The following is a 14,693-nucleotide window of genomic DNA, read 5'->3' on the forward strand; positions in this document are numbered from 1 at the left end:
ACGCATCGAACACGTCTTAATGGAGGTCGGCCAAAAGTACACCGTTACTTTTGCGTGACTACTTAATACCCCCAACCCAAGCGGCGGTACACGAAATGCAGCAGCCACAGCGGCCCAATCAGCAGGAACTGCAGGTCCTTCAGGAAGCTGGGTTTTTGGCCTCCCACTTTGTGGCCCCAGAACTGGCCCACCCAGGCCAGGGCAAAAATGATGAGGCAAATGCCCCATAACGGCAGCACCGCCACGCCCGCTACCACGCGCAGCATAGCCGCCATGGCCACCCACACCAGCACCATGCCCAGCGCCAGCCGGCCGCTCAGGCGCACGTAGTAGAGCAGGGCCAGCGCCATTACCAGGGTGCCCCAGTTCAGCCACGGGCTGCTGTTTTGGATGGCCACGGGAGCTGGTATTGACCACAGCAGGCCCAGCGGCGAGAACATTATCAGCGGCACGCACACCCAGTGCACCAGCTTGTTGGTGGAGTTTTAGTGGCTTTCGCCGTATTCGGACAGCAGGGCGGAGAGGGCGGCCATAGAGAATGAAAGAAGGCGGGACGGACACCCGCCAAATTAGCACAAAAAAAGCCTTCCCAATCGGGAAGGCTTTTCGGATTTCGGCAGACCAAAAGCTTACGCTTTCACCTTGAACTTGCCGCGCAGGTAGGTAAGGGCTTGGCCGTGGGCCTTGGCGGCGTACTCCTTGTTGAACTTGGGGTTGGAGGGATTGGCGAAGGCATGGTCGGCTTCGTAGCTCACCACGGTTACCTTTTTGCCAGCGCTGGCCATGTCCTTTTTGAATTGGCCCACCACCTCGGCGTTAATCCATTTATCCTGGCTGGCGAAGATGCCCAGCACGTCAGTATTCAGGGTTTTGAGCTTGGCCACGTCCTTTTCGGGCATGCCGTAGTACATCACGCAGCCCACGGTTTGCTTGCCGCCGAGCAGGGCTTCCTGTAGGCTCCAGCCGCCGCCAAAGCACCAGCCGATGCTGGCCAGCTGCGCCTTGGGGCCGGCGTACAGTTGGGCACCTTTGAGGATGGCCGCGGCGCGTTCGGTTTTCACCTCGCCCATGTATTTGCCGGCATCTTCGGGCGTGGTGGCCAGTTTACCGTCGTACAAATCCACGGCGATGACGTTCACGCCGGGCATTTCGGCGGCGAAAGTGGCGGCTTCCTTTTTGATGTAATCGTTCAGGCCCCACCACTCATGAATCACGAACAGGTATTTGTTGGAAGGCTTGGCGCTCTTGATTTCGAAGCCCTTGCCGGTGCTGCCGTCCGGGGTTTTGAATTCAATCATTTTGCCTTCGCCCTTAAATTCGTAGGGCAGGGGTGCATCGTGGCCGCCCGAGAAGTCTTTGTCGGCGGCGAGCATGGCGAAGGCCTCCGTGGCCGAAGCCGAGAGGTTGCCGGCGGGCCGGGCGCAGCAGCTGGCCATTTTTTGGGCCGAAGCGGAGAAGGTCAGGCCCAAGGCCAGGGCCCCGAGGGTGAGAATTTTTTTCATTGGTAAGGTGAAATGGAGAGTGTGAGTGAGAAACTGATTGATGTACCAACAGCTAATTTCCAAAACTACCCGGCTCGTTCTAAGTCAACCTGTGTCTTGGGGGCGAGTGGCAGCAAAACGCCGGCCAATGGGGGCCGGCGCTCGGTAAGCGGAACAGGGCTGCGGTACCAAAAAACGGATTGGCTTAGCTCAGTACAATGTGGGTTTCAATCACCGCGCCCAACTCTGTGAGCAGCGCAAACAGGCCCACGTAGGTTCGGTTGAGGTAAATGAAGTGCTCGGAGCCGCGGGGCTCGCGCTGTTTGCGCAGCTCGGGGTCGGCCATCAGGTCGTCGCCCAGGGCGTAGAGGGCCGCCATGTAGCTGGGGTCGCCGAAGTCGAAGGTGGCTTGCCGGAAGGGGCGGCCCACCAGTTCCAACGACACTTGCATGGTGCGCAGGTACAGCGCCCACATGGCCGGCGCGTCGGTGGAGCGGAGTACACCGGCTTCGGTGAGCAGCTCGGCCAGTCGGGATTCGTCGGCTATGGTCTCAGCGGCCAGCAGAGCGGTGAAGAGATGGTACACGTCCATCGGCACGTCTTTCACGCACCCAAAATCGAGCACGCCGAGGGTGCCGCCGTTCTCAACGCGCAACAGGAAATTGCCGGGGTGCGGGTCGGCGTGCAGCTGGTGCAGCGTGTTGAACTGGAACTGGTAGAAATTCCAGAGCGCCTGGCCGAGCTGGTTGCGCACCTCCTGAGTGGGGGTGGTGGCCAGAAATTCTTTGAGGTGCTGGCCGCCGAGCCAGTCCATGGTCAGGATGCGCTTGGTGGAGAACTCGGGGTAGTAGGCGGGGAACTCCAGGTTTTTCAGCTCCTGGCATCGGGCCGCAATTTCCTGGCCGCGCCGCAGCTCCAGGGTGTAGTCGGTTTCTTCGAGCAGCCGGGTTTCCACTTCCTCCAGGTAGGGGCGTACCTGGGCTTCGTTCAGGCCCATGACGCGCAGAGCAATGGGCTTCACCAGCCGGATATCCGACTTGATGCTGTCGGCCACGCCGGGGTATTGCACCTTCACAGCCAATGCTTTGCCATCCTTGCGGGCAAAATGAACCTGCCCGATGCTGGCGGCCTGCCGGGCCTCGGGCTCAAACTCATCAAAAAGCTGAAACGGCGATTTCCCGAACGCGTCCCGAAAGGATTTTATCACCAGCGGGCCGGAAAGCGGCGGCGTCGAGTACTGGGCCTTGGCAAACTGGTCGGCGTAGGCCGTGGGCAGCATATTTTTCTCCATGGCCAGCATCTGGGCCACTTTCAGCACGGAGCCTTTCATCTCACTCAGCGTGCCGTAGAGTTCGGCGGCGTTGGCGGTGTGCAGGTCCTCGGTGGTCGACTCGGCCCCGACGGCTCTCTTGGCGTAGTGCTTCACGTAGTTGGCCCCCACGTTGAAGCCAGTTTTGGCAAAGCGGGCGGCGCGGGCTACCTTGGTGGTAGGCAGCGAAGTTTGGGGTTCATCCATTAAGGCAGTTATCAGTTTAGCGAATTGAACGTCGTGCCGAGAGCCACCCGGGCATCTGTAAGTAGTGGTGAGTAATTAGTGATTAATCGAACGTCATGCCGAGCGCAGCCGAGGCATCTCGCGTGGGGGAGTAAACCAATCGATTGAGTCACTGCTGCACGCGAGATGCCTCGGCTGCGCTCGGCATGACGTTCGATTAATCACTAATTACTCACCACTAATCACGAACTACCTCTGTATCAGAAACCGCACGAAGTCCACGGCCGAATCCAGCGTGTTGCGGCCCACCAAATCGAAACTCAAGGTCACTGCTTTTTCCACGGCGGCGTCACTACGCTCAAAATTGGCGGACTTGTCTTTGGCAAAAAAGCCGAGCACGAACAGCACCTGCTGCCAGAAAAAGCGCGGGTAACCATCCTGCACCAGCGCGCGGTTGGCAATTTCGCCGCTCACGCGGCCATCGCGCAGCAAGTCGCCCACGAAGTGCTCAAAGTCCTGCCGAAAATCGTCGAGCACGCGGGGCGTGAGGCCGGGCATTTTCTGGATGGAGCGGCGCAGGCTCATCAGGGCGTAGGAGCGGTTGTTTTTGAGGATTTCAAGCAGCGTGTAATAGAATGCCAGCAGCTTTTCGCGGCTGCCGTAGCCAGCATACACGGGTTCGGCGGCGGCGGTTTCGCGGGCGCGTCGGCCAAAGTCGGACCATATTTCGCGGTCGATGGCGCTGAAATCGGCGTAAAACTTGTAGAACTCCTGCTCGGCTATGCCCAGCTGCTTGGTGAGCTTGAACACCGACTGCGGCGGGTGGCCTTCGTTGAGCACGAAGTCAAGATAGGCTTGTTTGATGCGGTCTTTTTCCATGCCAATGTAACCGATTGGAAGGCCGGTAGGTTCGGTCTGTATTATTACGAGGCCGCAATCCGGGCCGCCCGAATGGCCTCCACCGAACGCTCTCGCGCAAACTTGTGCTCTACAATCGGGGCGGGGTACTTCGACGTTCCGACCTCCGGCACCCAGCGCTTCACGTATTTCATTTCGGGGTCCACTTTTTCGAGCTGACTGTCCGGGCTGTATACCCGGAACCACGGGGCGGAAATGGCCCCGGTGCCGGCCATCCACTGCCAGTTGCCCACGTTGTTGGCCATTTCGTAGTCGAGCAGCTTGTCGGCAAAATACTTTTCGCCCCAGCGCCAGTCGATGAACAGGTGCTTCACCAGGAAGCCGGCCACGGTCATGCGCACGCGGTTGGGGAGGTAGCCGGTTTTGTTGAGCTCGCGCATGCCGGCATCTACCAGCGGGTAGCCGGTGCGGCCTTCGCACCAGGCCCGGAACTCGTCCTCGTTGTTGCGGTAGGAGAGGTGCCGCATCTTGGGGTCGTAGCTCTCGGTGGCGGTGTTAGGATAGTGCCAGAGCAGCATCATGAAGAAATCCCGCCAGATAATTTCGGCCAGCAACTTCTGATTCAGGGCTTTGGCCTGCTGCATCACCTGGCGCACGCTAAGCGTGCCAAAGCGGAGGCTCAGCGACTCGCGGGTGGTGCCGTGCTCGTTGGCGGGGGTGTTGCGGGTGTTGTGGTAGTTGCGGACCAGGCTATCGGCCGGCAGCTTATCGGGCGGAAAGTATTGCTCACGGCGCTCGAAACCCATGCTTTCCAGGGTCGGGCGCTTGCCGGCTCTCTCCGGGGCTATTGGGTGTAGGTTTTCCTTGTTGAAGTCCCCCGTCGAGCCGTAGGGCAGCAGCATTTCGTCGGTCAGCCTGGCGGTGTAGGTCTTTAAATAAGCGCCAAATACCTTGGGCACCGTGCCCGATTTCGTCATTATCTCATCCTTGGCAAAGATGACCTGGTCCTTATATAGGTAGAAGTCCACGCCGTGCTTCTCCAGCAGCTTGGCCACGGCGGTGTCGCGCTCGGCGGCGTAGGGCTCGTAGTCCTCGTTGGTGTGCACGGCGGCCACCTCAAATTCCTTCACCAACGCCTCCAGCACGGCCAGCGGCTGGCCGTAGCGGGCCAAAAAAGTGCCGCCCGCTGCCTCGGTTTCCTGCGCCAGCTTTTCTACTTCGTCAAAGATGTAGGTGAGCCGGGCATCGGCCTTATCGGGCAAATGGTTGAGAATTTCCTTGTCGTAAATGAACAGCGGTACCACGGGCAAGCCGCTGGCCAGCGCCGCCGCCAGCCCGGCATTATCGTGAATGCGCAAGTCGCGCCGGTGCCAGAAAATGCAGATTTTCATGCTTCTTGGTTACTTCAGCTTGCCCATGCCGCCATCCACGGCCATGGTCTGGCCGGTGACGAACGAGCTGTGGTCCGACAGCAGAAAGGAGGCCGTGTAGGCCAAATCCTCGGGCTGGCCGATGCGTTGCAAGGGGTGGCGCTTGGCTCCGGCTTCGGCCTTTTCGGGCGAGCTGAGCAGCACGGCGGCCAGCGGCGTGTTGGTGAGCGAGGGCGCAATGCAGTTCACGCGCACATTGCTGGCGGCATATTCGGCGGCCAGGGCTCGGGTGAGGCCCTCCACGGCGGCCTTGGCCGTGGCAATGCTGGCGTGGAAGCTCATGCCCGTATCGGCCGCTACGGTACTGAAAAGTACGACAGATGCTGTGCCTTCAGCCTTTTTCAGTCGTTTGATAGTGGCCTGGAGTACCCGCACGGCACCAAGCACGTTCAGGTCAAAATCAGCGGCAAAGTCAGCTACTGGTATCCGCTCGAAAGGGCGCAGCTTGATGCTGCCGGGGCAGTACACCACGCCGTGCAACACGTCGGGTAGGGTATCGAATGTTGTGCCCACTTCCTGGGTGGCATTGTATTCAAAGTGAGTGGTTTGCAACGCTTCCAACTCCGGCGAGCGGTGCCGCGAGGCCGTGAACAGGTTCGCGCCGAGGCCGTGCAGCAGGGTGGCCGTGGCTAAGCCAATGCCCGAGGAAGCACCAATAATGAGAATGTTTTTGTCGGAGAATTGCATGCCGGAGGCTGTTCAGGTGAGGTTTGCGTGGTTTGCAAACCCCAGAAAGCGTGTAAGGTTTGGCCCGGTGAAGCGCGGGAGTCGTCCACCGGCCAGATTGGCCGCGCCAGAGAAAAACAGCGAATTTTCGCTCCTGATAAAGCGCTGCTAGCAGCCTTGTGCGTAGTTTCGCCGTAAGCGCGCCAAATTCCCACCCCACTCCATGAATATAACTAAACTCCTGGTCGCCAACCGCGGCGAAATTGCCATTCGTGTGCTGCGCGCCGCCACCGAGCTCAACATCCCCACGGTGGCCGTGTACACCTACGAGGACCGGTACTCGCTGCACCGCTACAAGGCCGATGAAGCCTACCAAATTGGTCGCGACGACGAGCCCCTCAAGCCGTATCTGGACATTGAAGGCCTGCTGCGCGTAGCCAAGGAGAACGGGGCCAATGCCATTCATCCCGGCTACGGCTTCCTTTCCGAAAACGCCACGCTCTCGCGGCGCTGTGCCGAGGAAGGCATCATCTTCGTCGGCCCCCGGCCCGAGGTGATGGAAGCCCTCGGCGACAAAGTGCGGGCCAAGGAAGTGGCGATGCAGTGCCAAGTGCCCCAAATTGAAAGCAGCGTGGCCGAGCTGGTCGATTTCGAAACCGCCCGTACCGAGGCCCACCGCATTGGCTACCCCGTGATGTTGAAGGCGGCCAGCGGCGGCGGCGGGCGCGGCATGCGCGTCATCCGCGACGATGAGCAGATGGAAAAAGGCTTTTTTGAAGCCCGTAACGAGGCCCTGAATGCGTTCGGCGATGACACCGTGTTCCTGGAGAAATTCGTGGAGCGCCCCAAGCACATTGAAGTGCAACTGGTGGGCGACCAGCACGGCAACCTCGTGCACCTCTACGAGCGCGACTGCTCGGTGCAGCGCCGCTTCCAGAAAGTGGTGGAAGTGGCCCCGGCCATGAACCTACCCGACCACCAGCGCCACCTGCTGTATGAGTACGCCCTGCGCATTGGCCGGGCCGTGGGCTACGATAACGTGGGCACCGTAGAATTCCTGGTGAACCCCGAGCACGACCGGATTTACTTCATTGAAGTCAACCCCCGCATCCAAGTGGAGCACACCGTGACGGAGATGATTACGGGCGTGGACTTGATTAAAACGCAGCTTTTCATCGCGGCCGGCTACAAGCTCAGTGACCCCGAAATTGGCCTGGGCCCCGACGTGGTGCCGCTGCGGATTGGTTTTGCCATGCAGTGCCGCGTGACGACGGAGAACCCCGAGAACGACTTCAAGCCCGATTACGGCACCATCGTGGCCTACCGGGCGGCGGGCGGTTTCGGCATTCGGCTCGATGAGGGCTCGGTGTACCAAGGTGTGGTCGTGTCGCCGTTTTTCGATTCGATGCTGGTCAAAATCTCGGCCCACGCGCCCACGCTGCACGGCGCGGCCCAGAAAATGCTGCGCGCCCTGGATGAGTTTAGGGTGCGCGGCGTGCAGACCAACATTCAGTTTCTGAAAAATATCGTTGGCAACAAGGAGTTTCAGGAAGGCTACGCCAACGTCGATTTCATCAAGGACCACCCTGAGCTGTTCACCTTCGACCCCCGGCAGGACCGTGCCACGCGCTTGCTCAGCCTCATCGGCGATGTGGTGGTGAACGGCAACCCCGATGTGAAGAACCTGCTCGACCCGCGCCACAACCCGCGCCGCCCGCGCCAGCCGCACTCCAACCACACCGCGCCCGCGCCCGGCACCAAGCAAAAACTGACCGAGCTGGGCCCCGAAGCCTTTGCCCAATGGCTGCGCGATGAGCCCCTGATTCACTACACCGACACCACCCTGCGCGATGCCCACCAAAGTCTGCTGGCCACCCGCATGCGCACCTGGGACATGCTGAAAGTGGCCGGGGCCTACGCCCAGCAGCACCCCCAAACCTTCTCGCTCGAAGTCTGGGGCGGGGCCACCTTCGACGTGGCCCTGCGCTTCCTGCACGAAGACCCGTGGGAGCGGCTGGCCAAGCTCCGCGAAGCCGTCCCGAACATCCTCTTGCAAATGCTCATTCGCGGGGCCAACGGCGTGGGCTACAAGGCCTATCCGGACAACCTCACCGAGCGGTTTGTGCAGCAGGCCGCCGAAACCGGCGTTGACGTATTTCGCATTTTCGACTCGCTGAACTGGCTCAAGGGTATGGAATCCTGCATCGGCTTCGTGCGGAACAAAACCGACCGACTGGCCGAAGCCTGCATCTGCTACACCGGCGATATCCTCGACCCCAGCCGCACCAAGTACACCCTCGACTATTACCTCAAGCTGGCTAAGCAGCTGGAAGATGCCGGCGCCCACATCCTCTGCATCAAGGACATGGCCGGTTTGCTGAAGCCCTACGCCGCCACGGAGCTGATTCAGGGCCTGCGCGACACGGTGAAGCTGCCCATCCACCTGCACACCCACGACACGTCGTCGCTGCAGACCGCCACTTACCTGAAGGCTGTGGAGGTTGGCGTGAACGTCATCGACGTGGCCCTGGGCTCCTTATCGGGCCTGACCTCGCAGCCCAACTTCAATTCGGTGGTCGAAATGCTGCGCCACACGCCGCGCCACCGCGAGTTCAACCAAGCTTCCCTCAACGAGTTCAGCAACTACTGGGAGGCGGTGCGCGAAATGTACTACCCGTTTGAGTCGGGCCTGAAGGCGGGCACGTCGGAAGTGTTTCAGCACGAGATTCCGGGCGGGCAGTATTCCAACCTACGTCCGCAGGCCGCTTCGCTGGGGCTGCTCGATAAGTTTGAGGAAGTGAAGCAGCGTTTCGCTGACGTGAACGACCTGTTTGGCGACATCGTGAAGGTGACGCCCAGCAGCAAAGTGGTGGGCGATATGGCTCTGTTTATGGTCAGCAACGGCCTCACGCCGGCCGATGTGATGGAACGCGGGGAAAGTTTGAACTTCCCGGAGTCCGTGCGCGACCTGTTTCGCGGCGACATCGGCCAGCCCGAAGGCGGCTGGCCCGCCGAGCTGCAAAAGCTGATTCTCAAGAACGAAACGCCCTTCACTGACCGGCCCAACGAGCACCTCGCGCCCATTGATTTTGACAAGGAATGGCCGGCGTTTCAGAAAAAATTCTCCGGCGCGAAATTCACCGATATGCTGTCTTCGCTGCTCTATCCCAAGGTGTTTGAGGAATATTGGGTCTTCCGCCAGAAGTTTGGCAACGTGAGCAAGGTGCCGACCTCGGTGTTCTTCTACGGGCTGAAACCGGGCGAGGAAACTATCATTGAAATTGCCCGGGGCAAGTCCGTTATCGTGCGGCTGGAGTCGGTGGGTACGCTCAACGAGGAAGGGCAGCGCACCATCTTCTTCACCCTCAACGGCCAGACCCGCAACCTGCAGGTTCGTGACAATTCGGTAGCCGTTACCAAAATCAGTAACGCCAAAGCCGATAAAGCCGACCCGCGCCAACTGGGCGCGCCATTGCAAGGTATGCTCAGCAAAGTACTGGTGAAAGCCGGCCAGGCCGTGCCCAAAAACACCCCGCTTTTCGTCATTGAAGCCATGAAAATGGAAACTACCATCACCGCCCCGCAAGACCTGACGGTAGCGGCCGTGACGCTGCAAGAAGGCAGCCGCGTAGCCGCCGATGACCTGGTGCTAACCCTGAACTAATACGGCGATGAAATCCCTGCTATTGCTGAGTTGCTTGCTGGTCGCCGGGCCCCTCGCGGCCCAAACCAAAATCAAAACGAAGGTTAAACCCGGGGCTGGGAAAACCACGGCAGTATCGGCGGCCACGGTAGCCCGCGTGGTGCGCGCCCTGGCGGCCGACGACATGCAGGGCCGCGGTACTGGCCAGCCCGGCGGCCTGCGGGCCGCGCAGTTCCTGGCCGCCGAATACGGCCGTATTGGCTTGCAGCCGCTGCCGGGGCAAGCGGATTTTGAGCAGGTGCTCACCGTGTACCAAAGCCAGACCAGCCCGGTCGGGGCCGTCGTCAACGGTCAAACGCTGGCCCCGAAGCAGGCCATTGCCATCTCCGGGCAGCCTACCTTGAGTTGGACGAGTGAGGACGCTCAGCCGCCCGCAGTGGTGGTTATTGGCCCAGAGCCGGCGGAGCGGGGCAAGCTGTTTTCATTCAGGCAGCCCAAGGCCAATACGTTGGTATTCGTGGACACAGCTCACACCAAAGCTTTCGGTCAGTTGGCCCGGTATGTTGCGCGTGGCACGACCAGCGCCGAGCCGCCAAGTCTTTTTTCAACGGTATTTGTGCTGGGTGCCCGGCCAGTGGCGCTCACCTACCGCATCAGCGCCAGCACGGCGGTACGGCCGGTGGAGCTGCGCAACGTGGTGGGCCAATTGCCGGGCCACGACCCGCAGCGGACCAACGAATACGTGGTGTTCTCCGGACACTACGACCACTTGGGCATCATCAAACCCGTAGCCGGCGATTCCATCGCCAATGGGGCCGACGACGATGCCAGCGGCACCTCTGCCGTAGTGGCCCTCGCCGAGTACTTCAAAAAACGAAATGACAATGCCCGCCCGTTGCTTTTTGTGGCTTTTGCAGCCGAGGAAATTGGGGGTTTTGGGGCCCAGCACTTCTCCCGGCAGCTCAACCCGCAGCAGGTCACGGCCCTCTTTAATATTGAGATGATTGGTAAAGAGGCCAAGTTTGGTCCCAACACCGCCTTCATCACCGGCTACGACAAGTCCGATTTCGGCAAGTTGCTTCAGGCTAATCTGGTCGGCAGCAAATTTCGGTTCGAACCCGACCCGTACCCTGAGCAAAACCTGTTCTACCGGTCCGATAACGCCACGCTGGCCCGCTTGGGCGTGCCGGCTCACACCATCAGCACCGACCAGCTTCCGACCGATAAGCTTTACCATTCGGTAGACGACGAAGTGGAAAGCCTGAACCTGACCAACATGACGGCCGTCATCCAGGCCATTGCGCAGAGTGCCACCGGCATTGTGGCTGGCCGCCAAACCCCCACACGCATCCCGTCGCTCACCGACGACCAAGCGCGCTAGCGTAAATACACCGCTTCCAGTCGCGCCAGTGGCGCATTCGCCGCATCAAATAGCCGCAGGGTGTCGCCGCTAATGCGATAGGTATGGCTTTGGTCCAGCACCCGGATAAAATCACTCTCCGTTTCGATGGCCGGGCAGCTCATGCGCGTGCTCATCAGCGGGCTGAACGTCAACTCGTTCGACGATTCGCTGAAAAAATTACCTTGAAAGCGGTTGCAGCTGCCGTTGCCTTCGGCCGCGCCGTTGGTGCGAAGCGTCAGGAACGGTTCGGCGGTGTTGGCTGGTACTGAAATCGGCTTTTCTGCTATTTGGCGTAGCACCCAGTGGGTTTCGCGCAGGACGGCATTTGGTACGGTGCGAGCGGGTGAGGCCACCTGCGTAGGCGGCCCGGATTGGCAACCCGCCGTCGCAATCATGACGGCAACTACTGAAATGGAGCGGTAAAGCATGAGGTAAATGTATGACTTATACCCCTGCTATGCGCCCAAGCAACTTGCTTTCACTGGCTTGGTGTCTTGCCTCTTGCTCGGGCGCAGCACGTCAAAAATGAATGCCAAAACCAAACCCCGGACCGATAAAGAACTCGCGGCCATGGTGCAGCACATCAATAGCAGCTTGACGCACTAAGCTTATGGGCCGATACCCGCATGCGGGCTACTTTCCAACCTTAAACGTGAGGCCCGCACCCACCAGGGCGGTGCCGGCGGCCGGGCCGCTCACTGCCTGGCCCGCCGTCACATCGAGGCGCAGCAGGGGCGAGGGGCGGAAGTAGAGCCCGGCCGTGGTACCCGTGCTCAAAGTGGCGCGGCCGGTGCCGTAAGCTTCCACAAAAAAGCCGGCTTTGTTGCCCAAGGGCCCGTTGAGGGCAAGGGTGCCCAGAAACTGGCCCGCTTCAATGTCTTTGGTGGTCAGGCCGCGCTGGTGAAAGCCAAAGTTGGCTTCCAACCCAAACCGTTCGCCAATCTGCTCACTCACCAGCAGGCGGCCGCCCGGGCCCCATTTGGTGCCGCGCAGCCCCGCGCTGCCCGTGCCGGGTATTGCCGACTCGACGAGAATAGCTACCTGAGTGCGCGTGTCATAGTTGGGTGATACCATGAACTTCGCGCCCACTATCACCGGAGCCCAGCCGCTCGAATCGACGGGGCCGGATTCGGTCAGCCGGGTGGGGCCACTGTGGAAATAGGGCTGGCTCACGCGCAGCTCCATGCTGTTGAAAAAGCCAATGCGGAGTGTGGCAGCGCTCAGACTTTGAGCCGGGACAGGGCCGCCAAACTGGCGCTGAAATCCGGTTTCGAGCTGAAAACGGCCAGGCCGAAGCACCTGGGCCGTGATGGTTTGCCCGGGGCGGTCGGCGCGAATGTTGCGCACGAAAGGGGCATCTACGTTGGGGTTGTTTTCTTCCGGCGTATTTTGGGCCAGGGCGAGGCCGGGGCTGCCCAGCAAGGCAGCGGCGGCTAGCAGAGTGGTCTTGCGCATGCCAACCAGACCGCCCCGGCTACGTCAGAGTTCATTTTAGGTTACGCTTCGCACAGTGTTCTGGCGATAATACCAAAGGATTTTATCAAAATGCCAGTGCTCGACTATTTGTACAGCATCTGCGTACAATTCTTTCCATCATGAAAATACCGTCCGTACTCCGTGTCGCCGCGCTTGCGCTTCTGCTTTCCGGCCGCCTGCTGGCCCAGCAGACTTTCCCTGTCTACTCCGGTACCGTGCCCAATTCCAAGCCCAGCACCGTGCAGGAAACCAGCCTGACCCTGGCAAGTGGTGGGGTGCGCATCGCCAACGTGGTGCAGCCCACCCTCACGGCCTACCTGCCCGCCGCGGGCACGGCCAACGGCACGGCGGTTATTATTTGCCCGGGGGGCGGCTATGCCCGGCTGTCCATCGACAGCGAGGGCTATGACGTAGCCAAGCGCCTGAACGAAATGGGCGTGACGGCCTTCGTGCTGAAGTATCGCCTGCCCAACGACGAGAGTCAGCCCGATAAATCCACCGCGCCCCTGATGGATGCCCAGCAGGCCCTGCGCCTGGTGCGCCAGCAGGCCGCCAAGTACGGCATCAACCCGGAGCGGATTGGCATAATGGGTTTTTCGGCTGGTGGCCACTTGGCGGCCACGGCGGGCACCCACTTCGCGCGCCCGGTTGTGGCTGGTTCCGAATCGGTGCGGCCGGCGTTTCTGGTGCTACTGTATCCCGTTATTAGCTTCGCCGACAGCCTCCAGCACGCCGGCTCACGCACGAGCCTGTTGGGCCCCAGTCCTTCGGCCGAGGAGGTGCGGCAGTATTCCAACGAGCTGCAAGTGAGTGCCCAAACGCCGCCCACCTTCCTGGTGCATGCCCAGGACGACAAAACGGTGCCCGTAAACAATAGCATCGTGTTCTATCAGGCCTGCCTGCGCCACGGCGTGCCCGCCGAGCTGCACCTCTACCCACGGGGCGGCCACGGTTTCGGCCTCGACAACAAAACCACTAAAGACCTGTGGACCGACCGCCTCCGCAACTGGCTGGACGCCAACGGGTGGCTGGCTAACTAAGGATGAGGCCGCTTTTATTCATTTTGGTCTTGACCCCGGCGTTGGCTGGCTGCGAGCAGAAGGCGTTTATGACCGAGAAAGCCCCTCCGCTTTCTACGACCATTGGCCCGCCCGCGACTCTGCCCGCGCCCCCGGCGAATACGCCGCCCCCGGCCCCGGTGCAAAAAAAGCCAACCGTGTATCGGCCTGGCTGGAGCCCGCCCGCCGTGTTGGATACTGCTTTGGTGCTCAATGGGCAGCCTTATCGGCTGCATGTGCGGGCCGAAACGGACTCCACTGAGCGCCTCAAAACCACCTATCAGCCCTATGCGGGCCACTTTGAGCAGGCGCGAGGCTACCAGGGACGGTTTACATTTACGCTGCACGACGGCAGCGGCCGCCAGGTGTTTCGGCGGCAGCTGCGCAAGACCGATTTCTTTAAAAGCGCCGGTGGCGACATCGTGACCGAAAGCGAAGCGCTGCTGCCCGAGCTGCTGGCGTACAGCGCACCATTCGGGGCCTTGGTTTTTACCCTCGATTTCATGGTGCCCGACAGCGACGTGGGCTCCCAGGTGGTGTTGCTGCTGGACCTGACGGGCCGGGTACTACGCCTGAGCGACGGCCGGGGCCCCGGCAGCGGCCCCGACTGCGACCCCGCCCTGACCACCGACGGCCGTGCCCTGCTCACGGGCTCTGAGCTGCTGCGGCCCCACCAGCCGCCCCTGCGCCTCACCAAGCCCGATGCTGACCTGGCCGGTGCTTTTTTGCTGAGCGACACCACGTTGCTGGTCGTGTACGCGCCGGGCAAGTCCCACCTGATTCAGTCGCCCGGCGCTCCCGAAACTTACGGCCGCACGCCCACCCAGCAGCAGCTGCGCGCCCCCAATGCCTACGTGCGCCACACCCACAATGGCCGGGTGCTGAGTCGTTTTCGCTACGGCGGTTTCTATGAGGAGTTGGGTTATACCATTCCGCGGCACTACTTGCACGGCACCGCTACCCACTACCTGCTCGATGAGCAGCGCGGCCTGCGCCTGGTGCCCTTGGCTAAAGCCAACTTGCCTACCGAAGTCCGCTTTGCGGCGATGAGGCCCTACACGCCGCCCCGGAAACCCGCCGAAGTCCGGTTTGAGCTGCAAAGCAGCGGCAGCGGCTTCGCGTTCTATGTGGATACCACCAGCCAGGTTCCGCGCATTCGCTACCAACGGTTGGAATATTAGCCG

Annotated in this window: 11 protein-coding genes and 1 pseudogene; 4 read left to right on the forward strand and 8 right to left on the reverse strand. The window is 60.9% G+C overall.

The features are described 5' to 3' along the window. Nucleotides 1–62: 62 nt before the first annotated feature. From IEW17_RS01025 to IEW17_RS01050, 6 genes and pseudogenes are all read right to left on the reverse strand, one after another. A pseudogene (locus tag IEW17_RS01025) lies at nt 63–473 on the reverse strand (Mpo1 family 2-hydroxy fatty acid dioxygenase); the annotation flags it as partial. 156 nt (nt 474–629) lie between these two features. Next, nucleotides 630–1,502: a dienelactone hydrolase family protein gene (locus tag IEW17_RS01030; RefSeq protein ID WP_188560160.1), complete on the reverse strand. Its 873-nt coding sequence runs from the start codon at nt 1,500–1,502 to the stop codon at nt 630–632. 184 nt (nt 1,503–1,686) lie between these two features. Further along, nucleotides 1,687–2,997: an ABC1 kinase family protein gene (locus tag IEW17_RS01035; protein WP_188560161.1), complete on the reverse strand. Its 1,311-nt coding sequence runs from the start codon at nt 2,995–2,997 to the stop codon at nt 1,687–1,689. Nucleotides 2,998–3,225: 228 nt separating this feature from the next. Then, complete coding sequence (locus tag IEW17_RS01040) at nt 3,226–3,855, reverse strand: TetR family transcriptional regulator C-terminal domain-containing protein (protein ID WP_188560162.1); 630 nt, start codon at nt 3,853–3,855, stop codon at nt 3,226–3,228. A gap of 44 nt (nt 3,856–3,899) precedes the next feature. Beyond that, nucleotides 3,900–5,225, reverse strand: coding sequence for a cryptochrome/photolyase family protein (locus tag IEW17_RS01045; RefSeq protein ID WP_188560163.1), 1,326 nt, complete (start codon nt 5,223–5,225; stop codon nt 3,900–3,902). Nucleotides 5,226–5,234: 9 nt separating this feature from the next. After that, nucleotides 5,235–5,951: an SDR family NAD(P)-dependent oxidoreductase gene (locus IEW17_RS01050; RefSeq protein ID WP_188560164.1), complete on the reverse strand. Its 717-nt coding sequence runs from the start codon at nt 5,949–5,951 to the stop codon at nt 5,235–5,237. Between the two features lie 202 nt (nt 5,952–6,153). Between IEW17_RS01050 and IEW17_RS01055 the strand changes: the two genes are divergently transcribed. Together IEW17_RS01055 and IEW17_RS01060 are read left to right on the forward strand one after the other, a co-directional pair. After that, a complete protein-coding gene (locus IEW17_RS01055) occupies nt 6,154–9,594 on the forward strand; it encodes a pyruvate carboxylase (RefSeq protein WP_188560165.1) in 3,441 nt (1,146 codons plus the stop codon). A 7-nt stretch (nt 9,595–9,601) separates the two neighbouring features. Continuing rightward, nucleotides 9,602–10,954, forward strand: coding sequence for a M20/M25/M40 family metallo-hydrolase (locus IEW17_RS01060; RefSeq protein WP_188560166.1), 1,353 nt, complete (start codon nt 9,602–9,604; stop codon nt 10,952–10,954). Here IEW17_RS01060 and IEW17_RS01065 read toward each other — a convergent pair. Both IEW17_RS01065 and IEW17_RS01070 read right to left on the reverse strand, forming a co-directional pair. Then, nucleotides 10,951–11,403: an META domain-containing protein gene (locus IEW17_RS01065; protein WP_188560167.1), complete on the reverse strand. Its 453-nt coding sequence runs from the start codon at nt 11,401–11,403 to the stop codon at nt 10,951–10,953. The two genes, IEW17_RS01060 and IEW17_RS01065, sit on opposite strands and share 4 nt — an antisense overlap. A gap of 205 nt (nt 11,404–11,608) precedes the next feature. Next, nucleotides 11,609–12,430, reverse strand: a complete 822-nt coding sequence (locus IEW17_RS01070) for a transporter (RefSeq protein WP_188560168.1) — start codon at nt 12,428–12,430, stop codon at nt 11,609–11,611. A 140-nt stretch (nt 12,431–12,570) separates the two neighbouring features. On the opposite strand from IEW17_RS01070, the gene IEW17_RS01075 reads away from it, so the two are divergent. Together IEW17_RS01075 and IEW17_RS01080 are read left to right on the forward strand one after the other, a co-directional pair. Next, nucleotides 12,571–13,491: an alpha/beta hydrolase gene (locus IEW17_RS01075; protein ID WP_188560169.1), complete on the forward strand. Its 921-nt coding sequence runs from the start codon at nt 12,571–12,573 to the stop codon at nt 13,489–13,491. 29 nt (nt 13,492–13,520) lie between these two features. Then, nucleotides 13,521–14,690 (forward strand): hypothetical protein, encoded by a 1,170-nt coding sequence (locus IEW17_RS01080; protein ID WP_188560170.1) that lies wholly within the window; start codon nt 13,521–13,523, stop codon nt 14,688–14,690. The last annotated feature ends 3 nt before the right edge of the window (nt 14,691–14,693 follow it).

Source organism: Hymenobacter frigidus (assembly GCF_014640435.1).
Lineage (GTDB): Bacteria > Bacteroidota > Bacteroidia > Cytophagales > Hymenobacteraceae > Hymenobacter > Hymenobacter frigidus.

Excerpts from the sequence above, each read along its gene's own strand:
- IEW17_RS01070 (WP_188560168.1), bottom strand. The coding sequence starts at position 12,430 with ATGCGCAAGACCACTCTGCTAGCCGCCGCTGCCTTGCTGGGCAGCCCC.
- IEW17_RS01075 (WP_188560169.1), top strand. The coding sequence starts at position 12,571 with ATGAAAATACCGTCCGTACTCCGTGTCGCCGCGCTTGCGCTTCTGCTT.
- IEW17_RS01035 (WP_188560161.1), bottom strand. The coding sequence starts at position 2,997 with ATGGATGAACCCCAAACTTCGCTGCCTACCACCAAGGTAGCCCGCGCC.
- IEW17_RS01065 (WP_188560167.1), bottom strand. The coding sequence starts at position 11,403 with ATGCTTTACCGCTCCATTTCAGTAGTTGCCGTCATGATTGCGACGGCG.
- IEW17_RS01030 (WP_188560160.1), bottom strand. The coding sequence starts at position 1,502 with ATGAAAAAAATTCTCACCCTCGGGGCCCTGGCCTTGGGCCTGACCTTC.
- IEW17_RS01045 (WP_188560163.1), bottom strand. The coding sequence starts at position 5,225 with ATGAAAATCTGCATTTTCTGGCACCGGCGCGACTTGCGCATTCACGAT.
- IEW17_RS01050 (WP_188560164.1), bottom strand. The coding sequence starts at position 5,951 with ATGCAATTCTCCGACAAAAACATTCTCATTATTGGTGCTTCCTCGGGC.
- IEW17_RS01060 (WP_188560166.1), top strand. The coding sequence starts at position 9,602 with ATGAAATCCCTGCTATTGCTGAGTTGCTTGCTGGTCGCCGGGCCCCTC.
- IEW17_RS01040 (WP_188560162.1), bottom strand. The coding sequence starts at position 3,855 with ATGGAAAAAGACCGCATCAAACAAGCCTATCTTGACTTCGTGCTCAAC.
- IEW17_RS01055 (WP_188560165.1), top strand. The coding sequence starts at position 6,154 with ATGAATATAACTAAACTCCTGGTCGCCAACCGCGGCGAAATTGCCATT.